Origin of the sequence: Peribacillus sp. Bi96 (genome assembly GCF_918698115.1) — a bacterium.
Classification (GTDB): Bacteria; Bacillota; Bacilli; order Bacillales; family DSM-1321; genus Peribacillus.
Genome location: NZ_CAKKLV010000004.1, coordinates 152251 through 177313, shown reverse-complemented (window position 1 = coordinate 177313; position 25063 = coordinate 152251). Strand labels below are relative to the sequence as shown.

General features: G+C 39.6%; 26 protein-coding genes. 1 reads left to right on the top strand and 25 read right to left on the bottom strand.

What is annotated here, in order from left to right:
- Positions 1–21: 21 nt before the first annotated feature.
- The 5 genes from LQ203_RS07485 to LQ203_RS07465 all read right to left on the bottom strand — a co-directional run bounded on the left by LQ203_RS07485 (position 22) and on the right by LQ203_RS07465 (position 5611).
- Entirely contained in the window at positions 22–345 is a 324-nt protein-coding gene (locus LQ203_RS07485; protein WP_230156956.1) for a hypothetical protein, read from the bottom strand.
- 19 nt (positions 346–364) lie between these two features.
- Positions 365–1702 carry an APC family permease gene (locus tag LQ203_RS07480; protein ID WP_230156955.1) on the bottom strand — a complete coding sequence of 446 codons (1338 nt, stop codon included), beginning with the start codon at positions 1700–1702 and terminating at the stop codon, positions 365–367.
- A gap of 400 nt (positions 1703–2102) precedes the next feature.
- Positions 2103–3155, bottom strand: a complete 1053-nt coding sequence (locus LQ203_RS07475; RefSeq protein ID WP_230156954.1) for an NAD(P)H-dependent glycerol-3-phosphate dehydrogenase — start codon at positions 3153–3155, stop codon at positions 2103–2105.
- A 17-nt stretch (positions 3156–3172) separates the two neighbouring features.
- Positions 3173–4483, bottom strand: coding sequence for a ribosome biogenesis GTPase Der (der, locus tag LQ203_RS07470; protein ID WP_230156953.1), 1311 nt, complete (start codon positions 4481–4483; stop codon positions 3173–3175).
- Between the two features lie 507 nt (positions 4484–4990).
- Positions 4991–5611, bottom strand: coding sequence for a hypothetical protein (locus LQ203_RS07465; RefSeq protein ID WP_230156952.1), 621 nt, complete (start codon positions 5609–5611; stop codon positions 4991–4993).
- 134 nt (positions 5612–5745) lie between these two features.
- Here LQ203_RS07465 and LQ203_RS07460 point away from each other — a divergent pair, with 134 nt between their 5' ends.
- Positions 5746–5877 carry a YpzI family protein gene (locus LQ203_RS07460; RefSeq protein WP_230156951.1) on the top strand — a complete coding sequence of 44 codons (132 nt, stop codon included), beginning with the start codon at positions 5746–5748 and terminating at the stop codon, positions 5875–5877.
- A gap of 65 nt (positions 5878–5942) precedes the next feature.
- On the opposite strand, the gene fni is transcribed toward LQ203_RS07460, so the two are convergent.
- The 20 genes from fni to LQ203_RS07360 form a co-directional block, all read right to left on the bottom strand.
- Entirely contained in the window at positions 5943–6989 is a 1047-nt protein-coding gene (gene fni, locus LQ203_RS07455; protein ID WP_230156950.1) for a type 2 isopentenyl-diphosphate Delta-isomerase, read from the bottom strand.
- Positions 6990–7008: 19 nt separating this feature from the next.
- Positions 7009–8148, bottom strand: coding sequence for a 30S ribosomal protein S1 (gene rpsA, locus LQ203_RS07450; protein ID WP_230156949.1), 1140 nt, complete (start codon positions 8146–8148; stop codon positions 7009–7011).
- A gap of 215 nt (positions 8149–8363) precedes the next feature.
- A complete protein-coding gene (locus tag LQ203_RS07445; RefSeq protein WP_230156948.1) occupies positions 8364–8945 on the bottom strand; it encodes a lysophospholipid acyltransferase family protein in 582 nt (193 codons plus the stop codon).
- A gap of 2 nt (positions 8946–8947) precedes the next feature.
- The gene (gene cmk, locus LQ203_RS07440; RefSeq protein WP_230156947.1) at positions 8948–9622 is read right to left on the bottom strand and encodes a (d)CMP kinase; all 675 of its coding nucleotides are present in this window, start codon (positions 9620–9622) and stop codon (positions 8948–8950) included.
- 190 nt (positions 9623–9812) lie between these two features.
- The gene (locus LQ203_RS07435; protein WP_230156946.1) at positions 9813–9998 is read right to left on the bottom strand and encodes a YpfB family protein; all 186 of its coding nucleotides are present in this window, start codon (positions 9996–9998) and stop codon (positions 9813–9815) included.
- Between the two features lie 67 nt (positions 9999–10065).
- Positions 10066–10725, bottom strand: a complete 660-nt coding sequence (locus tag LQ203_RS07430) for a flagellar brake domain-containing protein (protein WP_230156944.1) — start codon at positions 10723–10725, stop codon at positions 10066–10068.
- Positions 10726–10892: 167 nt separating this feature from the next.
- Positions 10893–12248 (bottom strand): germination protein YpeB, encoded by a 1356-nt coding sequence (ypeB, locus tag LQ203_RS07425; protein ID WP_230156942.1) that lies wholly within the window; start codon positions 12246–12248, stop codon positions 10893–10895.
- Between the two features lie 14 nt (positions 12249–12262).
- Positions 12263–13114 carry a spore cortex-lytic enzyme gene (gene sleB / locus LQ203_RS07420; protein WP_230156941.1) on the bottom strand — a complete coding sequence of 284 codons (852 nt, stop codon included), beginning with the start codon at positions 13112–13114 and terminating at the stop codon, positions 12263–12265.
- Between the two features lie 124 nt (positions 13115–13238).
- Positions 13239–13925: a glutamic-type intramembrane protease PrsW gene (prsW, locus tag LQ203_RS07415; RefSeq protein ID WP_230156940.1), complete on the bottom strand. Its 687-nt coding sequence runs from the start codon at positions 13923–13925 to the stop codon at positions 13239–13241.
- A gap of 97 nt (positions 13926–14022) precedes the next feature.
- Positions 14023–14988 (bottom strand): asparaginase, encoded by a 966-nt coding sequence (locus tag LQ203_RS07410; protein ID WP_230156939.1) that lies wholly within the window; start codon positions 14986–14988, stop codon positions 14023–14025.
- A 23-nt stretch (positions 14989–15011) separates the two neighbouring features.
- Positions 15012–15980: a YpdA family putative bacillithiol disulfide reductase gene (locus LQ203_RS07405; protein ID WP_230156938.1), complete on the bottom strand. Its 969-nt coding sequence runs from the start codon at positions 15978–15980 to the stop codon at positions 15012–15014.
- 151 nt (positions 15981–16131) lie between these two features.
- Positions 16132–17409 (bottom strand): Glu/Leu/Phe/Val dehydrogenase, encoded by a 1278-nt coding sequence (locus LQ203_RS07400; protein WP_230156937.1) that lies wholly within the window; start codon positions 17407–17409, stop codon positions 16132–16134.
- A gap of 271 nt (positions 17410–17680) precedes the next feature.
- Positions 17681–18256 (bottom strand): genetic competence negative regulator, encoded by a 576-nt coding sequence (locus LQ203_RS07395; protein ID WP_230156936.1) that lies wholly within the window; start codon positions 18254–18256, stop codon positions 17681–17683.
- Between the two features lie 87 nt (positions 18257–18343).
- Entirely contained in the window at positions 18344–19237 is an 894-nt protein-coding gene (locus tag LQ203_RS07390; RefSeq protein ID WP_230156934.1) for a B12-binding domain-containing protein, read from the bottom strand.
- A gap of 99 nt (positions 19238–19336) precedes the next feature.
- Positions 19337–20152: a metallophosphoesterase gene (locus LQ203_RS07385; RefSeq protein WP_230156932.1), complete on the bottom strand. Its 816-nt coding sequence runs from the start codon at positions 20150–20152 to the stop codon at positions 19337–19339.
- Positions 20153–20250: 98 nt separating this feature from the next.
- On the bottom strand, positions 20251–20709 hold the full coding sequence (locus tag LQ203_RS07380; RefSeq protein WP_230156930.1) for a YpbF family protein: 459 nt from the start codon (positions 20707–20709) through the stop codon (positions 20251–20253).
- Between the two features lie 125 nt (positions 20710–20834).
- Positions 20835–21614 (bottom strand): LysM peptidoglycan-binding domain-containing protein, encoded by a 780-nt coding sequence (locus LQ203_RS07375; RefSeq protein ID WP_230156928.1) that lies wholly within the window; start codon positions 21612–21614, stop codon positions 20835–20837.
- Positions 21592–22218: a type II CAAX endopeptidase family protein gene (locus LQ203_RS07370; protein WP_230156926.1), complete on the bottom strand. Its 627-nt coding sequence runs from the start codon at positions 22216–22218 to the stop codon at positions 21592–21594. The genes LQ203_RS07375 and LQ203_RS07370 overlap by 23 nt, the downstream gene beginning before the upstream one ends.
- Positions 22208–23719, bottom strand: a complete 1512-nt coding sequence (locus tag LQ203_RS07365) for an ATP-dependent DNA helicase RecQ (RefSeq protein WP_230156924.1) — start codon at positions 23717–23719, stop codon at positions 22208–22210. Before LQ203_RS07365 ends, LQ203_RS07370 begins: the two co-directional genes overlap by 11 nt.
- Complete coding sequence (locus LQ203_RS07360; protein ID WP_230156922.1) at positions 23719–24783, bottom strand: helix-turn-helix domain-containing protein; 1065 nt, start codon at positions 24781–24783, stop codon at positions 23719–23721. The genes LQ203_RS07365 and LQ203_RS07360 overlap by 1 nt, the downstream gene beginning before the upstream one ends.
- Positions 24784–25063 lie beyond the last annotated feature (280 nt).

Here is a 25063-nt window from a genome sequence, read left to right as displayed (position 1 = left end):
TGCTGCAAAGAAAATGCTGAACTACAAGTAATTGACCATTGGAATGAATAAATAATCCAGTAGTATCGACCACCCTACCAAAAAACCGGCATATGGATTAATCGACTTTTGCGTGTATGCATATGCGGAGCCTGCCGATGGAATGACCTTTACCATTTGCCCATAACTGGATGCAGGGAAGAGCATCACCATTAAAGCCAGTAAGTAAGCTCCCGAAACCATTCCATGTGACATTTCTGCAGCGATTACATACTTGCTGAACACCGTAGCCAACGTCATGAACAAAAAAACAAATAGAACAACGGGCATGAGCGTCAACGCCCTCTTCATTTTCTTATCAGCCATATAACAACCTTTGAGTGAATTACTGAGCTTCTTCAAAATGGAATAGTGGTGGGGATTCCGTAAACCATTTCGTCCGATATAGAAGATATCCAATTCCGATTGCTGCCCAGACAACTCCTAGAATTAATGAACTCATTTCGAGATTAAGCCAAAGAATGAATACGGATGCCCCTCCAATAACCGGGGACAAAATATTTACAAGAAATCCTTTAACCGTTTGGTAGCTTTTGTTCCTTATTGTATGGACAATTACGCAAACATTCACGAAAGTAAAAGCTATCAACGCCCCAAAATTTATGAGAGAAGCAGCCGTAACCAAGTCAAGGAATAAAGCAACCATTGATATAATCCCGACAAAGATGACATTAAAAAACGGCGTGTTGTATTTAGGGTGAACAAAGCCAAACAGTTTTTTCGGAATCATTTGATCACGCCCCATGACATATAGCAACCTAGAAACACTAGCATGGGATGCAAGACCGGAGGCAAGGGTACCACATAAAGTTCCTGCAAGAAAGAAGGCCTGAAATAACTTCCCGCCCACAAAAAGGGCAATTTCGGGAGAAGCCCCTTCAGGATGGCTAAAACGGGAAACATCCGGGAAAAATAATTGTGTAAAGAATGCTGCCGTCACAAATAGAACCCCTCCGATAAGGGCAGTTAAAAAGATGGCCCGCGGAACCGTTTTGGATGGATTCGGTGTTTCTTCCGATAATGTAGTGACTGCGTCAAACCCCAAGAAAGAAAAACAGAGGATTGTAGCACCCGCTATGAGCGTCGACATTTCCATATGAGGACTGATGAATGGCTGAACCGACAAGACCTCTCCAGTCCCTTCTCCACCCATGACCCCTTTAACGACAAGAGCGACAAAAATAACGATGACCAGCATTTGAAAAAAAACGAGAAAGCTATTAAAGTTGGCAGCGAAATTAACATTGAATAAGTTAATGACTGTCATTAACAGGACAAATGCCACCACCCATATCCACGGTGATACTTCTGGAAAAAGAGCCGTTAAGTATATTTTTGTTAAAACGGCGTTAACCATTGGTAAAAATAAGTAATCAAGCATCGATGACCATCCGACAAGGAAGCCTAAATGTGGATTGATCGTTTTTTGTGTGTACGTATAGGCTGAACCTGCCTGGGGATAAATTTTCACCATTTTCCCATAGCTTGCAGCCGTAAACAGCATCGCCATTAGAGCAATGACATAAGCTGTTGGTACATGTCCCCCTGTTTTTTCGGAAACAATCCCGAATGTATCAAAAACAACCATCGGCGTCATATATCCAACACCAAGTAACACGATTTGCCATAAGTTTAAAGATCTTTTCAGCTGACCTGTTTGCATGTATCATTCCCCTTTCAATTTAGCCGATTATAAGTGGACCAACTTTTTAGGCCTTTCCTTTTTTATTTTTGGATACAATACACTCCGCAATTTTCATACCAAAAAAAATAGTCGAAATATAACAAAAAATAAGGAATATAGCCGAATGATCCATGCAAACTTGAATAATCTATTCAAATATTCATAATTCTTAAAAGCCAGCTTAAAGTGATCAAGATGATTTTTGCCCATAAAAAAAAGCAGAAGATATCAAGATATCTTCTGCTCATTTGACTAAATCCCCCGTGCCGAGGTCAAATTACTAGTTTACTTTCGTTGCATTGTATGCTGAGACATGGCAAGGTGCATCATCGAATGCCTAATTTAATGAAATTCTTTTATAAAATCAACTAATTCGAGATTAATCCTGCTGTCTGCTATCCAATATGTTAAAAAGTTCTTCCATTTCATTCGTTTTCGATCGGGTCATCAACAGGTCAACTGCCTCTTTCACTTCTTCCCCATTGAATAAGACGTTGTAAAGGACCTCAGTAATCGGCATATTCACTTCATACTTTTGAGCTAGTTGATAAGCCGCTTTAGTCGTTCTGACTCCTTCAACCACCATACCCATGTTTTCCAATACTTCTTCTAGTTTTTGCCCTTTACCAAGCATATTCCCAGCTCTCCAATTTCGGGAATGAACGCTTGTACAAGTGACGATTAAGTCACCAATCCCAGCTAATCCTGAAAAAGTAAGAGGGTTAGCCCCCATGGCCACTCCCAGGCGTGAGATTTCAGCCAATCCTCGAGTCATTAAAGCAGCCTTGGCATTATCGCCATAGCCTAACCCATCGGTAATACCGGCAGCCAAGGCAATGATATTCTTTAAAGCACCCCCGATTTCAACACCAACCAAATCGGGATTTGTATACACACGGAAACTATTGTTGATAAAGATGTCCTGAACCTTTTCAGCCGCTTGCATATTTTTTGAAGAAACGGCAACTGTAGTTGGATGACGTAAACTGACTTCTTCTGCATGGCTTGGTCCTGAAAGAACAACTATATCTTTAAGCCAATCAGTCGAAGAAACTTCTTCAATCATTTCAGAAATACGAAGCAGTGAATCTGGTTCAATTCCCTTACTCACATGAACGATTGTCAATGGTTTATCATGAGCCGCTTTAATCTGTCCAAGCACTTCCCGGTAGGCTTTAGTCGGGACAGCCAAGATTATTGTTTCAATCCCCACCAATGCTTCCTTAATGGAAGAATACCCTTTAATTCCCAAAGGCAATTCAATTCCAGGCAAGTATTTTTCATTCGTATGATTTTGATTTATTTCATCAATTTGTTTCGGATTATGTCCCCATAATCTCACTTCATGCTGGTTATCTGCTATTACCATTGCTAAAGCAGTTCCCCAGCTCCCTGCACCAATGACTGCGATACTCTCTTTTGCTTTCACCATTCTATAACCCGCCTTTACTATTTTCTTTGGCGTCCAAAAATTCGTATTGGTGTTCCTTCAAAACCAAAGGCATCCCTGATTCTATTTTCTAAAAATCTCTCGTATGAGAAATGCAATAACTCCGGATCATTGACGAATACAACGAAAGTAGGCGGCTTGATTGCTACCTGGGTCGTATAATAAATTTTTAATCGATTACCATTATGAGTCGGAGTCGGATTCATCGCCACGGCATCCATGACCACTTCATTCAATACATTTGTCTGAACACGGATAGCATGATTCTCACTAGCCTGATCGATGACTGGTATTAATGTGTGTGTCCGTTTTTTAGTTAAGGCAGAAAGATAAATGATTGGCGCATAATCCAAGAATAGGAAATGGGCACGAATCTTTTCTTCAAAATCCTTCATGGTTTTTTCATCTTTCTCGATGGCATCCCACTTATTGACAACGATGATGACCGCCCTACCCGCTTCATGGGCATATCCGGCAATTTTTTTATCCTGCTCACGAATTCCTTCTTCAGCGTTCAGGACCACAAGCACAACGTCTGAACGTTCAATTGCCCTTAATGCACGTAGTACGCTATATTTTTCCGTACTTTCATACACTTTCCCTTTTTTCCGCATCCCAGCGGTATCAATGATCACATACTCTTTACCATTATATTTATAAGGAGAGTCAATCGCATCGCGCGTGGTTCCTTCGATATCACTTACAATAACACGATCTTCTCCCAACAATGCATTGACCAGCGATGATTTACCTACGTTCGGTCTTCCAATCAAACTGAATTTAATGACATCATCAGCATAATCCTGACCGCTGAATTTTGGGAAATGTTTCGCTGCTTCATCCAGAAGGTCACCAAGACCTAGTCCGTGAGATCCGGAGATCGGGAATGGATCGCCAAAACCCAACGCATAGAAATCATAAATTTGATCTCTCATTTCTGGGTTATCGACTTTATTAACCGCAAGAACGACAGGCTTCCTAGATTTAAAGAGAATCTTAGCGACCTCTTCATCAGCAGCCGTTACTCCTTCACGGCCATTCGTCATAAATATTATCACATCAGCTTCGTCGATGGCAATTTCAGCCTGCTGACGAATTTGTTCAAGGAATGGTTCGTCACCGATATCAATTCCACCTGTATCAATTATGTTAAAATCATGTGTCAACCATTCACCTGAACTATAAATCCTGTCACGTGTTACCCCAGGAACGTCTTCGACAATCGAAACCCGTTCTCCCACTATTCTATTAAAGATTGTCGATTTTCCTACGTTCGGACGACCGACTATCGCAATTACCGGTTTTGGCATTGCTATTCACCCTTTCTGCTACTATCATCTTTGTCAAAGTCACGAAATCCATGAATGCATTTATTATCGTTGCATTATTGATTTTCATTATTTCCATTTAAAGGAAAAGGCTGTATCCATCATCATATATAGGAAACTTCCATCAGCAAGTGAAGCCCCCTGATGTTTTAGTTAAACGTATCAAGTAAATACAGGCAGTTTGTCCACTTTACTCCCCAGTTCCTTTTGGTGACGTGAAGCTGAACCCTCAGCATGCTAAAACGTGATTATAATAGCCCAAAAAAATGAAGAAAGCGTTAGGCATACTGCTTCCTTTTTAATTGTTTAGAGCATTTTACGATTTATCTACAGACCTCTAACTATCCTATAGTAACAAATTTCTCGACAATCAACAATGATTGTATGCATAAAAGCCTTCCCATTCCAATTGATTCCATTTTAGACCGCAGCATTCTTGGTAAAGCAGTCAACACCTCAAACCTATTTTCCTTCCTTTCACAGTTCACCTCATTGATTAAAGTTCTCTTTTCTTTGTTTTGATATCACCCTAGATTGAGATGATAAATATATGTATTGGCCGACAAGCTCTAATATTCTCCACAATATATTTGAGCCCAATATCAGCACTGCATCATCATGCCATGCGTATGTAAGGGCAGCATAAGGCAATGAGTGATAAACAAGCAAACCTGAATATATGATATCACCCATTATCAAACCAATTAAAAGCACAAACAATCGATGTTTCCAATTTTTAAAAAGTAATAGGATAAGATAATTCAGAAAGATACACATAAGATAAGAAGGTTTCATAATAAGCCATATCGGATCAAGCAAAGAAAACAGTTGAAAGCTGGCATAAGCGAGTGTGATTATTAGGCTGCCGCAAAACAGCTCCATCAGCTTGATGATCGATAGCTTCCTAATATACACACACAATATCAACAATAGATATAGACCGCTCAATTGCACCGAAAGTAAGGATACCTCCAATTTATACCCCGCCAATACCATTACGGCTAATAGATGAAAAAGAAAATCAAAACGAAAGGGAACCGTTTTTGGAATAAAAAACATGACAATGACCCAAACTATCCATGACATCCAATAAAACAAAATTCCATCCATGCAGTGTCCCCCTTTTAGGAAACATTATGGCTCGTTTTTACAAAGAATAAACGTTAGACACGGCTTTTAATGTGGTGTTGCAATATTTATACATAATAATTGTTCCTACTTTATTTTATAAAGGAGGTGTAAACATGGGCAAAGATCGGCAAGAGAAGAAACTGAAACAAAGTAAACGGGTGGAGTCCGATAGGGACCAATCATTGGATTATAAAGGGGCAACAAAAATGGAAAGCCCGGAAGATGCTCGAAAAAGAAATAGCTGAATCTATGTGAACAAAAAGAAGCATCTCAATGAATGTTCCAATTGAGATGCTTCTTTTGTAGTGATTCATTTAGCATATGACGAGCAATCAATGCCTCTTTGAGTTAACCAATGATAGGTCTTGCCTGTGATGACAATTTTCGACTCCCTTAATTCCGAGATATTACCGCACCCAAGTGCAGTCATGATGATCTTTAGATCTTCATGTATGTAGTTAATTTCTTTGATTAATTGTACTAGCCCCAATTCTTTATGCAACTTGAGGAAATGACCGGCTAACCCGACACCTTTCGCTCCTAAAGCCAGGACTTTTGAAATTTCCAGAGGATTTTGAATACCACCCGAACCAATGACTGAAATCTCTGATGAAACATTAACAGCTTCCACGATGGAAGCAGCTGTCGGAATGCCCCATTCATTAAAATATCCGAGTACTTTTGCTCGCCTTTCATTTTCGATCTTAGCAAAATTTGTTCCGCCAAACCCACCTACATCAATGATTGAAACACCAACAGAACGTAATTGCTGCACCGTTTCCATACTCATCCCAAATCCTACCTCTTTTACAATGACAGGTATTCCGATACTTCTGTTGATTTTTTCTATTCTAGAAAGGGTACCCGCAAAATTCCTATCTCCTTCAGGCATCGTCAATTCTTGAATGACGTTAATATGAATCTGCAAGGCATTAGCCCCGATCATCTCGTGCGCTCGTTTTGCTTGGTCTACAGTTGCTTCACCACCGAGATTACCAATCAGCACCCCTTCAGGGTTCTCCTGTCTTACCACTTTAAAAGATGCCTGCTGTCTAGGGTCCTTGATCGCTGCCATCTGTGATCCGACCGCCATGGCGATTCCTGTTTCCCGTGCAGCAATGGCAAGGTCGCCATTCAATCTTTCGGTTTCAAGGCCCCCGCCTCCGGTCATGGCATTTATAAAAATTGGCGAACTTAATTTAAGTCCGCCAACTTCTGCTGTGAGGTTCACATTATTCAAAGAAATTCCTGGTAAGCTTTGGTGGATAAACGAAATATCTTCTAGTCCGGATTTATGCTGCTGACCTGTTTTTAGCGCAAACTCTATATGATCTAATTTTCGTTTTTCTCTCTCCAAGGCTATCACCATTATTATCTTATTTTAGTTTTTTCAATTGATCTCCAATCATTTCACCTAACTGAAAGCCCTTCGATTCTTCAGGAAGTTCATAATCTGATGAGTTGTAATTGGATTGAGGTTCTTCAAGTTCTTTAATGCTCAAGGATAAACGTTGTTCCGTTTCATTGACTTCCAGTACTTTCACTTCGACAGACTGGCCTTCTTTCAGTACTTCCTGAGGTGTGGCAATGTGTTTGTGCGAAATCTGTGAAATATGGACAAGTCCTTCCACCCCAGGGAAAATCTCGACGAATGCTCCGAAAGAAACCAGGCGCTTAACGACCCCCTCTTGTTTAGAACCTTTTGCTGCCTTTTCAGCAATGCCTGCCCATGGTCCAGGAAGGGTATCCTTAATGGAAAGTGAAATCCTTTCATTATCGCGATCAATGGAAAGGACCTTCACCTGTACCTTATCTCCTTCGGAAACGACATCGGATGCCTTGTCGACATGCTGATGGGAAAGCTGGGATATGTGGACAAGGCCATCAACGCCACCAATATCGACGAATGCACCGAAATCGGTAATCCTTTGGACCACACCCTCTAGCACTTGCCCGCTTTCAATCCTATCCAGAACATTTGCTTTTTGTTTTTCCTTTTGGTCTTGGACGACTGCCCGATGTGAGAGAATTAAGCGATTCTTGTCTTTCTCAAGTTCAACGATCTTGAATGTTAAAGTTTTGTTTTTGTAATCAGAAAAGTCTTCAACGAAATAGTCTTCTACTAGAGAAGCTGGAACAAAACCACGTACGCCTAGATCTACAACAAGTCCGCCTTTGACGACATCTTTAACCTCAGCCTCGAATACGTCTCCGTTTTCAAATTTCAATTCTAGGTCATCCCATGCTTTTAGCGCGTCAATTTTGCGTTTTGATAGAATAAGAGCTTCTTCTTCTACTTTAATGACTTCAAGCTCCAATACATCACCTTCCGAAACGGCGTCTGACGCCTTTTCGACATGAAGGCTCGACAGCTCACTGATAGGGATGATTCCATCAGTCTTGCTGTTTTCTACATCGACGATGACCTGTTTTTCTTCTACCTTTGAAACGGTTGCTTTCACTTGATCCCCAACTTTGTAATTGTTCACTTCTACCTGGTTCATATCTTCTGTCATTACTAACTCCTCCTTAACCCATGACTGATCAGCAAACTTCCTCTTCATCGGCCACATATTTTATTTAAAGTGGTTCAATAAAAACACTTTCCTAATAAAGATAAAAACGGTTTTTTTTAGAGTAATAAGGTTATATTCCTTTTCATTCCCTATAAGGAACAATACCCCTATTTTATAAATTCTAACAAAATCAGAAAATTGTCAAGTATGAATGACTATTTATGTTGGGAAATCAATTTCCCAATCCCGTCCATAATGATCTTGGTTGCTTCATCGGCTGAAATTTTCTGTTCACGGTACTCGGCAAAATGTATGGGAGGCCCATAAACCACCTTCAAAGGACGCAATAACTTATATGGGCCGATGATTGCACAAGGGATGATCACGGCATCAGATCGCAATGCGAAAAATCCTGCACCAGCCATCCCCTCTCCCAATTCACCTGTCTTACTTCTGGTTCCCTCGGGAAACAGCCCAAGCGCCTTACCTTCCTTCAAAAGCTTTAAACCTTTTCTAAGGGATTCACGATCGCTATTGCCCCGCTTGACGGGAAAAGCTTTCACTCTGGGTAATATACCCTTTAAAACAGGTGCTTGAAACAACTCTTCCTTCGCCATGAAATGAATGTCCCTTGGAGATGTCATGCCAACTACAGGGGGATCCAAATTATCAATGTGATTGGCACAGATCAATACTCCGCCCTCTTTAGGGATATGTTCCTTTCCGAGCGTCTTGACCCTATACGCAGGCATTAAAACGACTTTTACGACGTTTTTGCCAAATGTGTAAAAATCCAATTTTATCTTTTCCTCTCTTCTATTAAAGACATGATACTTTCTGCCACCTCTTGAATCGATAAAGAAGTCGTATCAATTTCGATAGCATCTGCCGCCTTTTTCAGGGGCGATACCTCGCGTTCCGAATCCAGCTTGTCCCTTGTTGCAATTTCTTCCCTTAGCTTTTCGATATCGGATGGAAAACCTTTTAACATATTTTCCTGATGTCTCCGCTGTGCCCTTTCATCTACAGATGCAATTAGAAATACTTTTACCTCGGCATTAGGCAAAACATGTGTACCGATATCCCTGCCATCCATGACGACTCCACCATTTTCACCAAATATCTGCTGCCTGCGCACCATTTCTTCCCGGATACTCCTGTGCTTTGCCACTTCCGATACAGAACCAGTCACTTCATTGTTTCTGATTTGGGCTGTCACGTCCTCATGATCCAAGAACACCAACTGCCCCTTTTCACTCGGTCTTAATTCGATTTCTGTATTGATGAGAACTTCAAATAGTGCTTGTTCATCATTCAAGCGAATCTGTTGATTGATGGCCTTATAGGTAAGGGCCCTATACATTGCTCCTGTATCCACATATATGTAATTGAACTTTTCTGCAACAATTTTAGCAACCGTGCTTTTTCCAGCAGCAGCTGGTCCATCGATTGCAACTGATAATTTTTTTTCCATAAATCCTCCCAAGAATCCTACAATCATGCTGATTATTTATTACCCTTTCATTTTATCACAACTAGCAGGAAAATCATTAATAAAAGGGACGTGTACATAAAAACACCTTTGTTCATCTTTTGATTTATATAACCATCAATAGTTTTCCTTTATTGAAAATCTTCATACAAAAAAAAGCGGAACACCGCTTTCATTTTGAGGTCCCATTGAATGTTTCAATGATTTTCGTATAATTATTGCTAGTTACCCCTTCATACTTCGAGAGCTTGGTCAAATCAATGATTTGGTCCTCCCTGCTCAAAAGGAACTGAAAAAAGAATAGGCAAGCCAGCTGGATGATGATCACTTTAATTAAAAGTCTTTCAAATGTTTTCATATGCCGCTCCTTCCATACTGATTATATTAGCAGTATGGATGGAATCACTGTTTTTCATTCAATCCGGTCAAACATACAACCCTTTTTTCTTTAAATCCACCTGTTTTTCAAAAATAAATCTCATTAAAGTTTGTACATCACTTTTTGTCGGTTCAATAAATTGGACGTGTAGAAGCTTGTTTTCATGTTCTTTCTCCGTTACACGAATGAGTTTGCTTCTTAAACGTAAATAATGGATCTCCCCGGATTTCAGTGTAAGCGCCATCCACAAAAATAATTGTGAAGCCGATTGTATATTCACGCCTTTTAAAAGCCTTATAGAAGCTCCCCCTGCACTGATATCCTCTGTTAATGCGCGAAAAGGAGGAAACTCGGAATGTTCAGGATGGATGGCTGTATCAAGCGTTACATCCAGGCGAACATACTGCCTCCTTTGAATTCTCACAAAAGTACCTGCATCAGGCAGCATTAGTTGTATCATAGGTATTCTACCCTTCACTTTTCCGAGCACTTCAGAATCAAATACATATACGGCCTGATCCTCGTTTGAAAATGTGACGTTCAACTGTGTCCCGTCCATCAGAAATGCAATTTTTCCAGTTTCTAAATGGATGGGAAAGTCTATATAAACACAACCCGGTTCCATTTCAACAACCATACATTTGAACTTTTCCTTCCGGGAGGAGTATTTCTGTTCGAGCATTAAAATATCACCCATTTTAAACATCTTGATTCACGTCCTTTTTGGTAGCAAGTAATGAGGGAAACAACATCATATTACCCATTAATTTTCCCATATTATCCAAAAATCTATTTTACTATTATGTCATGAAATAAGAAAAAGGGAAAGTGGCTAGGCACATTTCCCTATTGAATATGAATCATCATACCCGTCTAGATTAAATTTTCGTATACCGGTTCGGAGTTCTTTAATTTTTCCACTTTTTCTTCTTGACCAGTGTCGGCATTAATGAAAATACGGTATGTATCTTCTTTAATAGTACCCATAAATTCATAACAAAGAACTTCTTCGCCAATATCATTAATGATTAATGCCTTTCCACTTTCCATTATCTTTACATTTAAGTTGATTTTATCTCTAGCTTCTTTCTCCGATATGCTCGGACTTTCTATTTCCCTTGTTTTATGTGATTTTAAATACTCGTCTGCCGAGAACCCCACAACAGATCCGTCATCCAATCCAATTTTGACCTTGACTGAATCAGGATAAATCTTGACTCCATTTTCAGATGTCACGAAATTCAGTAAAGCGATGTTATCGTACTGTGCACTTTCAAATAATTCCAGTGAACTGAAATCATGTTCTTTTAAAAAGGCTTCGGCTTTCGTATAGGCTTGATTCAAATCAATATTTGTTTTGTTCACGTCCCTATTATTGATATACCAAATGGGGTAACCGCCTTTTTTTGTCAAATCCATATTCAATTCGGTATCAGAATCTTTATCAAGGATGCTCACACTATAAAATCCATAATCGGAACCTTTGCCGTTTTCTTCAACATTCACCTTCAAATTTCCGCTTTTTGAATGTATATAGCTTTTCGCTGTCGCAATGGCTTCTTCTTTTGTAATGGTTTTACCTTGCAAATTTTTGAAGTTTTCATCCCTCTGTTGGGTAGAAGTAAAGGTCGGATTCATCTCGTTTGTTTCCCCATACCCCGATACTTTTTTCTCCACCACTTTTAAGCCGTCAATGATCGTGTTATCTGTATTTTCTTTTCCAGATGCTAAAGCCATTTCGACATCCATCCATCTTAAATTGTTTTTAAGGACTAGATATTGCACCTTTCTTAACTCGCCCTGGATGTCACTTGCCTGTGTATATAGGGATTGTAAAGTCGAATATTCCTGATCATTCAATGGTTCTTTATCAAGATCACGTACGGCTGTTTTATAACTGAAGTCCGCAATTTTCGCTAAAAATTCTTCTGTTTTATTAAAAGGAAGCAGGGTTATTGGCAACTGCCCGACATCACTTTGGGCTTCGGAAGTGATACGCCACACATCTGTTAAAGCTGGACTTAATGAATATCTTGAATTCATCGCCAACGTGCTGCCAACTTTATCATGCAATAAATCTACTTGATAGCTTAAATCATGAAAGGCTCGCTGATAAGTGTTTTCCGCATTGATTAATACAGCATTTTTTTCCTTATGTTCTTGATAGCCCCAGAATGCAGTTCCTGCAACAACTACAACAAGCAGGGCAATCACTATATTCCTGATCATTTTCCTTCACCTCTTTACTTACAAAAGATATGTTTTCCGATTTTTTTGATTTGCGGTCTAGACCAAATCCATTTGCTAGTAGCCGTTTCGGGATTAAAGTAATACTCGGCATTACCACTCGGATCCCATCCATTGATAGCATCCACGACCGCTTCTTTTGCCCGTTCGTTCGGGGTAAGCCATATCTGGCCATCCGCAACTGCCGTAAAGGCTCCAGGTTCAAAGATCACTCCCGAAATGGTATTCGGGAAAGCTGCACTTTCTACCCTGTTTAAAATGACCGCCGCAACAGCAACCTGACCTGTATATGGCTCCCCACGCGACTCTCCATAAACGGCATTGGCTATCAGTTGTATATCGTTCTGAGAATACCCTCCAGGAAGATTGGCCGCTGTTGTTGTTTTAGAAGGGGCATTTCCGGATTTATCATTGGCCCCGCCAGACTTGGGTGCATTTGCATTGCCTTTCACTTTTACCTGTTTTTCAATATCTACTCCCCCATAATAGGTGAACTCGTTCCCTTTATTAATCTGTTCGTGAACGAATGCTCTATTGAAATTAGAGGCATTCGTCAACTTCTGCTTTGTCGTTGTCCCTGCATAGCCATCGATTGGCAGCCCGAAATCTTGTTGAAAGTTTCGAAGTGCCCAATAAGTGCCCCATCCATAGACTCCATCAATCTTTCCATTATAGTAACCAATGTTTTGTAAGCGTGCCTGTAGTTCAATTACATCATCTCCAACCGCACCTTTTTGGATGACTTGGCTCGAAAAGGCATTTGTCCTTGTTTCCGGGTAAATTCCGAAACAAATTGTTAAACACGAAAACAGCAAAAGCCATTTCCATTTTGACGAAATTCCTTTCATCAAAAACACTCCTCTTTTTCTTGAATTAATGTAATTCTATTTTCTTCTTAACTGGCTTTTTTATTCCAAACCATAAAAAAACGGAGCGGGCAAAATATGCCAACACTCCGTTTTTTACTATTCATCATTTGCTAAGAAAATGATTTTGAGAAAGTTTTTCAGCATGAAAATCAGACATCAAACGTGCTTTTTTCACCTTTTTCATCCCTAACCACCATAGGTAAATCATAAATGGCATAATAAAGTACACCCAAAATTTTTGAGAAACTAAAATATAGTCATAAACCCCATGTAACGAAATTGGTATGATCAGTGCCAATAATAAATAGAGCCGATTATTGGTAGCTGAAAATTTCGCCTTGCCCAAATAATACCCCATGATCACCCCGAATAAAGCGTGACTGGATACAGGGAGAACGGCCCTGATAAAAGCATGCTCCACGCCGTTTGCAAGTAAGTACAAAATATTCTCCATTGTAGCGAATCCAAGTGAGACTGCTGCTCCGTAAACGATCCCATCATATGGCTCATCAAAGGCTACATGCTGATAAATAACATAAATGAGTATGAACCACTTGAAGAATTCCTCAAGCAGTGCTGCCCATAAAAATGCATTAGCTAAGTCTGTATTCAAGATATGTTCCGTTTCGAGCACATACTGTATGAACATAATCGGCAAAACAAGAAAGACACCGAATAAAAATGTTTTGATAACAACCGATATCGGTTCTGTTTCATATTGATCTTTCAAATAGAAATAGCTGAGTAGCGCCAATCCTGGCGCAATAGCCGCTGACAACATGACCAGCATTAGCTGACCCTCTTTTCCTCTTCTTTTCCTTAATCGTACCATGGAATGCAGAAAAACTAAATCCAAGAATCAAGTCTTCCAACATTTATTTAATCCGTCAGTACTTAAAGAAGGTTTCATCTACAGAGTTTTCACTTGCCAGCACGACAGCTAACTTAATTCTAGCCTTCTTGCTGTCATAATCAGCACCTAATATCACGCCGCGCTGTTTTAAATCAAATGCACTGCCTACATAATCATATGCCGGGTAAACTTTTCCTTCTTCTGCACTTGTTGTCATGACGATTGTTATGCCATTATCGATCGCATCCTGTATGGAAGTTACCATTTCAGGCGTAACTTGTCCCCTTCCTACACCTTCGAGGACGATGCCTTTCGCACCGTTTTTAACAGCAGCCTCTATAAAGAGGCCATCAGCGCCTGTATGGCACTTGATGATATCCACTCTGGGGATGCGATTCTGGATATCATAGAACTCCCGATGTAAAGGTTTTTGATAGATGCTGACGACATCATTATCAATGATCCCCAGATATCCATAGCCGAAAGATTCGAATCCTTGCAAATTGGAAGCATGCACTTTTTTTACATACTTTGCTGAATAAATGCGCTCATTAAAAACGACAACCACACCAACATCCTTGAGAAGATCACTCGCAGCACATAATATCGAATTCCTTAGGTTCGAATAAACATCGGTTCCCACTTCTTTAGGAGACCGCTGGGATCCGGTTAAAACGATTGGTCGTTGATCTCTATTCGTGACATCAAGGAAATAAGCCGTTTCCTCTAGTGTATCGGTACCGTGGGTCACGACAATCCCTGTAACTTCCGGGTCTTCCAATTCCTTTTTTATGGCTAGTTTCAGCTGTTCCATTTTCCCAAATGACATGGACATGCTTGAGATTTGGAAAAGATCAACCACTTTAACCTCAATATCGTTGGGTAATTCGCAAATGGATGCCAACTCCTGCCCACTCAACGCACCTGAAGCCAACATTCCATTTGTCGTTTCTTTACTGGCAATAGTTCCGCCTGTCGTTATTAATGATATTTTGTCCATACTATTTCAGCTCCCTTTTCATTTCACTTTTCTTTAACAGCCAAATGATAGGCAATTAAACCACCATGGAACCTGCCATTTTCAATGAAGATTTCGTTCGCATTATTTCCGGCTGCAAGAACGCCGGCAATATATAGACTCTTTACGTTCGTCTCCATCGTTTCCTCGTTATAGGTTGGCCTTCCAGTCACCTTATCAATATTTATGCCCATTGAAGCTAAAAAGGAATGGTCAGGGTGATAACCAGTCATGGCGAACACATAATCATTTTTTATAACTTTTTGCTCTTCACCTACATGATATACGACACTATCTTCAGTGATTTCGTCAACATTCGCATTAAATTCCATCATGATCGTTCCATTGCGGACTAATGATTCAAATTCAGGGAGAATCCATGGTTTGATTTTAGAAGAGTACTCCGCTCCCCTGTATAGGACGGTAACTCTTGCACCTGATTTGACCAATTCCAGTGCCGCATCCACACTTGAGTTTTTACCACCGATGACGGTAACATCACAATTAAAGTAAGGGTGGCCCTCCTTGAAATAATGAAACACTTTAGGAAGATCTTCACCGGGTATGCACATATAGTTTGGATGATCGTAGTATCCGGTAGATACGATAACATGCAATGCTGTATAGTCACCTTTTGATGTCTTTACTACAAATTTCCCATCTTCCCGTTTTTCCACCTTTTCCACTTTTTCGAACTTATTGATCCGTAATTCTTTTCTTCTAACTACCTCCCTATAATAAGCCAATGCCTGATTACGGACCGGTTTACGGTTTTCGATAATAAAAGCGGTATCACCGATTTCCAATTTTTCGCTTGAACTGAAAAATGTTTGATGAGTGGGGTAACGGTAAATCGAATCCACCACATTGCCTTTTTCAATGATCAGGGACTGAATTCCCACTTCTTTAAGAGCAATCGCAGCCGCCAATCCACAAGGGCCCCCACCTATGATAATGACTTCTTCAACATTCATTTTTACTCCACTGCCTTTCCATGCACTATGTAATTCGTTCGCTTAAAAATAAAAACTCCTATCAATACATGATAGGAGTTTTTACAAATCATTTCAATGATAAAGCAATGAAAACGATTTTATCTATATGCCATTCATGATTTGAATCTTTTTAGATCCAACCACGGAAGCGTGAAGCTTCAGCCATTTTTCTTACGCCAATCATATAAGCCGCAAGACGCATATCAACACGTCTGGATTGGGCAAGTTCATAAATATTATTAAAAGATTTCACAAGGATTTTTTCCAGCTTTTCGTCCACTTCTTCTTCAGACCAGTAATATCCTTGATTATTTTGTACCCATTCAAAGTAAGAAACCGTAACTCCGCCAGCAGAAGCCAAGACATCAGGAACAAGAAGGATTCCACGGTCTGTTAGGATTTGTGTCGCTTCCATTGTCGTAGGCCCGTTTGCAGCCTCGACAACGATTGAAGCTTTAATATCAGCAGCATTCTCTTCTGTGATTTGGTTTTCAATTGCAGCCGGAACTAAAATATCACAATCCAATTCAAGCAGTTCTTTATTTGAAATTGTGCTTTTAAACAATTTTGTTACGGTTCCGAAACTGTCTCTCCGATCTAGAAGATAATCGATATCCAGTCCTTCAGGATCATGAAGCGCACCATATGCATCAGAAATACCAATAACCTTTGCACCTGCATCATGCATGAATTTAGCTAAGAAACTTCCTGCATTACCAAAGCCTTGAATGACGACCCGTGCCCCTTTAATATCAATGCCACGCTTCTTGGCAGCTTCATTGATACAAATCGTTACACCCTTAGCAGTTGCTGATTCACGGCCATGAGAACCACCCAATACAAGCGGTTTACCTGTAATGAATCCTGGGGAGTTGAATTCATCCATACGGCTGTATTCATCCATCATCCAAGCCATGATCTGGGAATTCGTAAATACATCCGGTGCCGGGATATCTTTTGTCGGCCCCACGATTTGGCTGATTGCGCGAACATAGCCCCGGCTTAGTCTTTCCAACTCACGGAAGGACATATTACGAGGATCACAAACGATCCCGCCTTTACCACCGCCATACGGCAAATCAACGATCCCGCATTTCAAGCTCATCCAAATGGATAATGCTTTCACTTCACGTTCCGTTACATCAGGGTGAAAACGGATACCGCCCTTTGTAGGCCCAACAGCATCATTATGCTGCGCCCTGTAACCCGTGAAAATTTTAACCGACCCATCATCCATCCGGACTGGTATCTTCACTGTTAATAAACGCAATGGTTCCTTCAAGAGCTCAAAAACTTCTTCCGGGTAACCCAGCTTATCCAAAGCTTTATGTATTACAGTTTGGGTTGACCTCAGTACGTCGTGTTTTTCTTCTTCATTTACATGGCTATTATCTTTTGCCGAATCCATTAAAAGTACCTCCTAAAAATCTCATCCATATATTAAATTATAATTTACAAATAGTCCTCTTCATGTGCTAGTATACACCTTCGTTATATTTATGCAAGAACAAAAATGGGAATTTAAAAGTTGGAAATATTCAAAAAATGAAAACGTTATCATAACCATTGTTTTCATACTCATTTCCCGTAGATTTTCTTCAATCAAAAAGGTGAGAAAAATAAGGCAAACCACATTGATTTTTACATCATGCGTCTGCCTTGTCTCCTACTTTTTGCAGTTAACTGAAGTGCGTAGTCAAAACATGTATCGCTTCATTTTCAATTATACAAGAGCCATATTCATTGATACGACAGAGCGTCAGTGTCGAAGCATGGCCATACTCGGCGGCTAATGAGATGACCGTGTCATAGGTCGTGTCTTTACCATTTTCGATTAGTAAATAGTATCTTCCCTCATAATGATAAAGAGTACTTTTAAGCAAACCATGAAAAGACAATCTATGAGATAATTGGACGATGTCTTCAAACTCATCGAAAACATACAGAATATGGGGAAAGTCATCTATTTTCACTTGCAAATCCAAGAATTCTTCCTCGTCTGTCAATAATTCTTCTTCATCCTTTGTCACGATGATTATCAACCCCTGAGCAGGCAGGGAAAAAATCTCGATTGCAATGGAACCACTCATTTTAAAGCTGAGTTCTTCGCATGCTTCTTCAACCATATCCTGAAATAACTTGTGGACCTTTAAAGAATTTCCTAAAATATCTTCTTTTGTTATACCTCTATCAATTAAATCATCAAGGGTCAAAAAAATCTTGATTTTATTATTAGTTAAACGCTCCAGCTTCATAAAAAAAGGCCCCCTGGTTACCATCTTCATACATCATATGAAGCCTTGGTCGCAGGGTGCATATCCATTATTTCACAAAGACAGTCACTAGCTTTTCAGCCATTCCTCCCATTCCGATTGCTTGTCCCCCATGAGAACTCCACTGAAGGTAATATGTCTTTCTTCGGATATAAGACTCAAAGCCGCACCTCCAAGACCCACCTTCAAATCCGGGAATTCTTTTTTTAATGCTTCCACAAGACTAAATGTCCCTTCAAGATTTTCTTCAAGTGAAACAGACATGAATAAGTAAGAGGGTTTTATGATGTTTAATACGGTGAAAAGATCCTTATCGGCGATAGATTCTCCCAAATAAACGGTTTCATACCCTTTCCGCTTCAAAAAAATGGTGAAAATCAACAGACCAAACTCATGTTTTTCACCAGGGGCACATACGGTAAGAGCTTTTGGAAGATAACCATTAGTCGGAATCGTATGCATGACGGAACTGATCCTGGCTTTTAAAATGTTCGACGCAAAGTGTTCATGAGCGGAAGTAATTTCTCCCCTTTCCCACTTATCCCCTATCTGAACCAGTACGGCACCAAGAACATCAACTATGGTATGTTCGATCGTATACATACTGAATGCTTGGCTAATCAGCATCTGGGCTTTATTTTCATTGAAATTTAATAGAGCTTCGATTAATTCATCCGATAACTTTATCGTTTGTTCATCCTTACGGTTCGTTTCTGGAACTCCAATCGCTTTAGTGCCAGCACTATCGAGAAGTGACACGGCCTGGCTTATCGTGAACCCTTGATTCGTTTTATTGACGAGCCATTTAAGGATCTGCAGATGCTTTTCTGTATATAGCCGATGCCCTGAATCATTCCTGACAGGTTCGAAAAATTTATATCGCCTTTCCCATGCCCTCAGAGTACCCGGCTGAATGTCTAGCAGTTTTGAAACTGCCTTTATATTATATTTACCTTCTTGCATGGTTTTTTCAAGGCCTCCAATAATTGAAAGTTCATTTGTTGAAATTATAGTGTGTTCTTATAAGTCTGTAAAATTCCGATATGCTCGTTAAAAAGCTTTTTAAAAGGTCTTCTCCACCGCATCGCCTATTTCAGTGCGCTTCCCCCTTTTCAGGGTGATTAGGTGTGTTTCCGGCTTAGCCTCAAGCCTTAAAGGCACTGCGCTTGTCCCATAACCATTACTCGTCATATACAAACAGTTGCCCTCTTTTTTTATACTGCCGATCTGATAGGGTCCGTATCCGAATATGCGAATTTGCCCGCCATGGGTATGACCTGACAGGACAAGACTTATGTGGTGTTCCGTAGTCAATTGTTCCTTGACCAAGGGGTTATGACTCACCAATATCCGAAAAGCCTCATCCTCGCAATCCGAGAGGGCGAGATCCAGCCTATCTCGTTCTTCCGTTATATCATCAATGCCTAAAAGAGCGATTTTCCTGCCATTTTGAGATTCAAAAGAAACAGCTGTATTATCAAGGATTTTCACTCCATGTTTTAGAAGTGCTGCATCCAGCTCATGAAAATCCCCTTCATAATCATTATTTCCCCAAACAAAATAAATGGGACCAAGCTCTTTCAATTTCAAAACATTTTTTTCCACTCGTTCTAAGGGAACCCCGCTTTCTCTTATGTCCCCGCCTATAATCACCAAATCAGCTTTGCCGCGGGCTTCCTCAATTAATTTATCCGATATGATCCGACGGTGGAGATCAGATATGAAAAAAATCCGAACATCGCCAAACCCTTCAGGAAAGTCATTGAAAAATAAGTCTTGAAAAATCAACCTATCTTGCTTAGCAGTAAGCCACATGTAAATGACCATGCCAACTACCAGCAGAATGATGACTAAAAATAATCCAGATACCAATAACATCTTTCGTTAAACCTTCTTTCCATCCTAATCCTAATAGTTACCTTCATATAACCATAAAACCATATTACCCGCAATTAAATATATGTTAACGTGATCAATCATTTATTTTCATGATATAAGTTTATATCATAATTCTTCTTCATCATTTCAAAAACCTTATGACGACTTTTCCATTCTTCCTCTTTTTCCCATAACTGCTTGCTTTTATTAATGATTTCACAGCGTAGCAGCTGAAACTCCTTTTCAGCTTTATCGAGCTTCTTTTTAATTAAAATCATATATCCATATAGACCTATAGCTGCCGCCAAAAAAAGAAAATGGCTGAAATGGTCGACGAAAACACTAAACATGCTGAAAAAGGAATATGAATAAGGTACAACAATATAAAAATAAAGGTAAACCAAAAAAAGAGCAGCAACAATCATTGTCGCCCACAAACTTTGAAGATGCTTCTTTTTAAGAGCCTCGAACTTTTTTTTTCGATCCACGACATTCTGCAGCATTTGTTTTGTTGCTTGGTCCGTTTTTTCATCTAATAAAATGATTGTCGATTCCATTCTTTTTCCTCCTCTACTCTTTCAAGTCATGATATGAAGCTGTCCAGGAAAAAATGATAAAGTACCTGTCATGTTTGGCTTCAAATTGGAAAAACACCCTGCCTTATAAAGACAGGGTGCCATCATCATTTCTTAATCGGAATTTTCAAAACCTGACCATTGGAAATTTCATTGCCCTTAAGGCCATTCCACTCCCTAATCAAAGCAATGCCTTCCTGTGATTTGTAGTAATTCATGGAAATGCGGAAGAGTGTTTCTTCCGATTGAACAGTATGTAAAACAACCTTGTATTCATCCTTATCCGGTTTTGCGGCTTGAATTTCAGCTGCCTTTTTCTTTTCGGCTGCTTCCTTCTTAGCTTTTTCGTCAGCTATTTGCTGGGCCTTAGCCCTTTCTTCAGCTTCTTGCTGGGCCTTAGCCTTTTCTTCGGCTTCTTGCTGGGCCTTAGCTTTTTCTTCGTCCTTTTTCTTAGCTTGTTCCTCTTGCTTGCGCTTTTCTTCTTCCTCAGCTTTAGCCTTCGCTTCTTCCTTTTCTTTCTCCGCTACGGCTTTTTCCGAGTCTTTTTCTTTATTATCTTTTAAATCATCTGCTGTTGCTGTAGTTGGAATCGTTTCTGTAACCTCCTCCTCATTGTTATTAACGACGACTTGGTCACTATTTGTAACACGTACAGGTCTATCCTGAAAATATGTATTAAGGCCGTAAAATCCTATCGGAAGCAAAATAAAAAACAACGATAAAAATTGTATGATTGGAAACTTAATCTTCGCTTTACTTTTTTTCTTTTTATTTTTGTGGATTTTGCTACGCTTGGGCAGTGATGACTTAGCCTTATGACGTTCTATTCGCGAACCAAGTTCACCAGCCTGATCGTTTTCTTTTTCATTCTTTTGTACTTGACTCATACAAGTCACCCCCTTTCTTGCTCAACCCTGTTTGCTTTTTGCTCCTAATTATAATACCAAGGATGAAGTCAATCAAAAAATGGGCCGTAATCGTCACCATGATATTATTGGTCCATTCAAATAGCAAACCGATAAAGAAGCTCAAAACCAAAACATTTAAAAATAAAAACCAATTAAAAAGGTAACGATAATGGACGGCTGCAAAAATGATGCTCGTCCAAAGTAAACCAAAATGTGTTTGCAAAACTCCTCGAAATAATACTTCTTCACTTATCGCTACCACTAAAGCAACGACAAATATCATCGTGTAAGATAAATGACTGAAAATGCGTTCGTTAATACCTCCATCATCCTGATAGGAAGATGGTGTCACTTTCATCAATAAAATGTCAATTAACACAACGACGATTCCAGCAGGAATGCCAATCAGCAAAATGTTAAGGTCATCAAAGATAAATAAGTCGAAAAAAGCAGAACGTTCTTTAAATAAAATAATACCTAAAAAAACGGCTAACGTTAAGAGAATAATTTGTGTAAGAAACAAATTATATAGCAACTGTTTATCTGTTAGTTGTTTAATCAATTCAGCTTGCTTATTTTTCATTCCCAGTTTCCTTCTTTAATAAGATAAAAGCCAATTCCTTTTTCCACGTTGAATAAGAATTAACGTGATCCACCTTAACTTCAGGCCATACATCGACCATTTTATCCGCATCCATCCCACAGTAATCACAGCAGATGGGGTTCACTTCTTGTTGCTTTTCCGCAAAGTAGTCCATTATCCCTAACCTGCGACAATCCTGTGCATCGATCCATTGGAGGAATTTATGCAGTTTTCCTTGATTCGCGGCCTTCCTCTTATGGCAATACTCTTTCATCTCTGCGACTTGATGTAAAGGGTTATTCGTTCCTTTAATAAGCTGAGTAAAAAAACGAAGTTGGATTTCGTTCAAAGAAAAAGTTAGAGATAGCTGTTCTTTTTCAGATGGAGTCAAGTTCTCCAGAATCTTTTGTGAATCATTTAGGAACGAACAAACCCCCTCTATTTGCATATCCGTAGGTAATTGTTGTTCCATCAAATGCATGGGAAGCCCTTCATCCCCATCACTATATAATAAAACAGCAACACTTTGCTTCCGATCTCGCCCCGCCCTGCCTATTTCCTGAAGATATGCTTCCATCGTGGACGGCATATGAAAATGGATAACATATCTGACATCCGATTTGTTTACACCCATGCCAAAGGCACTCGTTGCACAAATTATTTTCAACTGACCGGAAATGAACTGCTGCTGGATGAGCATCCTTTGTTCCTGTTCCATGCCACCGTGATAATAATTGACACTATCCACCCCATTTTCCTGTAAAAACCGAGTGACTGCTTCCGCTACTTTTTTTGATGAAAAATAAATAATTCCACTCCCTGTGAATTTCCTGACAAGTTCAAGTACACGGGATTGCTTTTCATCGTAGCTGAACATGCGTTCAACAAGTATCCCAATATTTTCCCGATCAACGGATGACACGGTTTCATTGACTTGGCCAAGGTTGAGTTTACCAACGATGTCCCTGCGGACTTCAATGGTAGCAGTTGCCGTCAGGGCAAGCGTTAGCGGATCGTTCAGTTCACGCCTCACTTCACCTAAATTCAAATAATCTGGACGGAAATCATATCCCCATTGTGAGATGCAGTGCGCCTCATCAATGACGAACAAACCTATATCTATGGATTTCAAGGATTTTATCACGCCCTCCAGGCTGAGCATTTCAGGAGATAAAAAGATAAACCGATAACTATGTAACCGTTCGAACGCACTTCTTTTTTGATTTAGCGTCAAAAAAGAATTGAGGGTCAATACACTTTTTTCTCCACTCATTTTCAACTGATCTGCCTGATCCTGCATTAAAGATAGTAATGGAGAGACAATTAAGACAGTCTTATTTATAAGGTAAGCGGGCAACTGATAACATAATGATTTACCGGATCCGGTGGGTAGCATCCCTAATGTGTGACGACCGGACATCAATGATTCAATCACTTCTTTTTGCCCAGGACGGAATTCATCAAATCCGAATTTTTCTTTTAGGACAGCTTCTATATTCATCATCCATCACCTAGTTTCGCGAGCACAAGCCGTATTTGGAAAAAGCTTATCTGTTTATTATCGACCATTTGTTTGATTGCTTTAAGCTTTTTCGTACCAAGTTCCTTGATCGCTGCAGCAATTTTACTTTCATCCTCGATCGACACATAATCGGCAATTGGAAAACTATTATCCGAAAGGACAATTTCGACGAGATGGTCTTCTATGGTATTTACTTTCAATCGGCGGATTTCAGCTATTTCCCACATGTTTTTCCCTTCCTGGATGTATCGTAAAGTCGTTTGTGTAGATTGTGTCAAATGGGGATTCCCACTCCTTTTCCAATCGTATATTAACGTGGCTAAAAGAGGATAATCCGTGCTCATTTCCGTATCTGCAAGCATTTGATGCAGAGAGTCAAGAAACATAAAGCGAACATATTCTTCTTCTACATCTTTCCTTTTTGCAATCTGTTCAAACGTATGTCCAATCCTGTTTACCCCAGTTAATTTCAAAATGAGAATGTCTCTTTTCAGGTCGCTTTGCCGTTCTAAAAGCGATATCAATTCTTCAAATAGATGAGTTGCTATCAACACTCGGTCCTGACGATTGGTATGTAAGAATTCCTTAACGAAATGTTGGATTTTAGGATTTTGTTGTATCGGATAAAAACGTCTTTCATTGTGGACAATATGGGATATGGTTTGAATGAGTAAGTTTAACCTCCCCCAGAATACAGGGGTGATATTTTGATACTTCCAACCATTTAAATACGTTGGAAATGGGTTGTTTTCTAAGTAACTAACTAACATTTTCTCACCTTGTACACTAATTTCATAAGCATCGGTTTTATCCATTAGTTTAATGAAGTCATGTTTAAGGAACCATTCAATGTTTTGATTCAATTGCTGACGGGTAAAACGGGGTATTGTCCCGAATATATTCGTTAATCCGAATAAATGGGCATCCTGAATCGTTTGTGACGACTTCTTCCCCTGCAGCATATGGTAAATAGCATAAATGGAACGTTCGCCTTGAAATTTTTTTATCGCATATAGAATGATTGCCTGTAGATAATTATTCATGGGACTCACATCCTTGTTTCATTTATCCATTACTCCCATTGTATCAAAAAACTGCAAAAACCGCCGTTATTATTGATGAATACAAGGAAGAATTTGTGACTAAATGACGAACCAAGGCAAGAATCGAGTTAATTATTCCAATGTTTTTCATTGACAATTCGCTTCTTGATAGTTATTATCAATACAATTTCTATTGAAAAGTTTGGCATTCGGTCTTACAATAAGAAAGAGATAATAATCTGAAATAAAAAGATTATCAGTTGTTAAACAACTTAGGAGG

Bases quoted from the DNA above. Each gene is read 5' to 3' on its own strand.
- LQ203_RS07405 (WP_230156938.1), bottom strand. From the start codon at position 15,980: ATGAATGTTGAAGAAGTCATTATCATAGGTGGGGGCCCTTGTGGATTG.
- LQ203_RS07410 (WP_230156939.1), bottom strand. From the start codon at position 14,988: ATGGACAAAATATCATTAATAACGACAGGCGGAACTATTGCCAGTAAA.
- LQ203_RS07375 (WP_230156928.1), bottom strand. From the start codon at position 21,614: ATGAGTCAAGTACAAAAGAATGAAAAAGAAAACGATCAGGCTGGTGAA.
- sleB (WP_230156941.1), bottom strand. From the start codon at position 13,114: ATGAAAGGAATTTCGTCAAAATGGAAATGGCTTTTGCTGTTTTCGTGT.
- prsW (WP_230156940.1), bottom strand. From the start codon at position 13,925: ATGCTGGTCATGTTGTCAGCGGCTATTGCGCCAGGATTGGCGCTACTC.
- ypeB (WP_230156942.1), bottom strand. From the start codon at position 12,248: ATGATCAGGAATATAGTGATTGCCCTGCTTGTTGTAGTTGTTGCAGGA.
- LQ203_RS07485 (WP_230156956.1), bottom strand. From the start codon at position 345: ATGGCTGATAAGAAAATGAAGAGGGCGTTGACGCTCATGCCCGTTGTT.
- der (WP_230156953.1), bottom strand. From the start codon at position 4,483: ATGCCAAAACCGGTAATTGCGATAGTCGGTCGTCCGAACGTAGGAAAA.
- LQ203_RS07370 (WP_230156926.1), bottom strand. From the start codon at position 22,218: ATGAAAAATAAGCAAGCTGAATTGATTAAACAACTAACAGATAAACAG.
- LQ203_RS07390 (WP_230156934.1), bottom strand. From the start codon at position 19,237: ATGCAAGAAGGTAAATATAATATAAAGGCAGTTTCAAAACTGCTAGAC.
- LQ203_RS07460 (WP_230156951.1), top strand. From the start codon at position 5,746: ATGGGCAAAGATCGGCAAGAGAAGAAACTGAAACAAAGTAAACGGGTG.
- cmk (WP_230156947.1), bottom strand. From the start codon at position 9,622: ATGGAAAAAAAATTATCAGTTGCAATCGATGGACCAGCTGCTGCTGGA.
- LQ203_RS07435 (WP_230156946.1), bottom strand. From the start codon at position 9,998: ATGAAAACATTTGAAAGACTTTTAATTAAAGTGATCATCATCCAGCTG.
- LQ203_RS07430 (WP_230156944.1), bottom strand. From the start codon at position 10,725: ATGTTTAAAATGGGTGATATTTTAATGCTCGAACAGAAATACTCCTCC.
- rpsA (WP_230156949.1), bottom strand. From the start codon at position 8,148: ATGACAGAAGATATGAACCAGGTAGAAGTGAACAATTACAAAGTTGGG.
- LQ203_RS07380 (WP_230156930.1), bottom strand. From the start codon at position 20,709: ATGGAATCGACAATCATTTTATTAGATGAAAAAACGGACCAAGCAACA.
- LQ203_RS07385 (WP_230156932.1), bottom strand. From the start codon at position 20,152: ATGTTATTGGTATCTGGATTATTTTTAGTCATCATTCTGCTGGTAGTT.
- LQ203_RS07465 (WP_230156952.1), bottom strand. From the start codon at position 5,611: ATGGATGGAATTTTGTTTTATTGGATGTCATGGATAGTTTGGGTCATT.
- LQ203_RS07480 (WP_230156955.1), bottom strand. From the start codon at position 1,702: ATGCAAACAGGTCAGCTGAAAAGATCTTTAAACTTATGGCAAATCGTG.
- LQ203_RS07360 (WP_230156922.1), bottom strand. From the start codon at position 24,783: ATGAATAATTATCTACAGGCAATCATTCTATATGCGATAAAAAAATTT.
- LQ203_RS07400 (WP_230156937.1), bottom strand. From the start codon at position 17,409: ATGGATTCGGCAAAAGATAATAGCCATGTAAATGAAGAAGAAAAACAC.
- LQ203_RS07365 (WP_230156924.1), bottom strand. From the start codon at position 23,719: ATGAATATAGAAGCTGTCCTAAAAGAAAAATTCGGATTTGATGAATTC.
- LQ203_RS07395 (WP_230156936.1), bottom strand. From the start codon at position 18,256: ATGAAGCTGGAGCGTTTAACTAATAATAAAATCAAGATTTTTTTGACC.
- LQ203_RS07475 (WP_230156954.1), bottom strand. From the start codon at position 3,155: ATGGTGAAAGCAAAAGAGAGTATCGCAGTCATTGGTGCAGGGAGCTGG.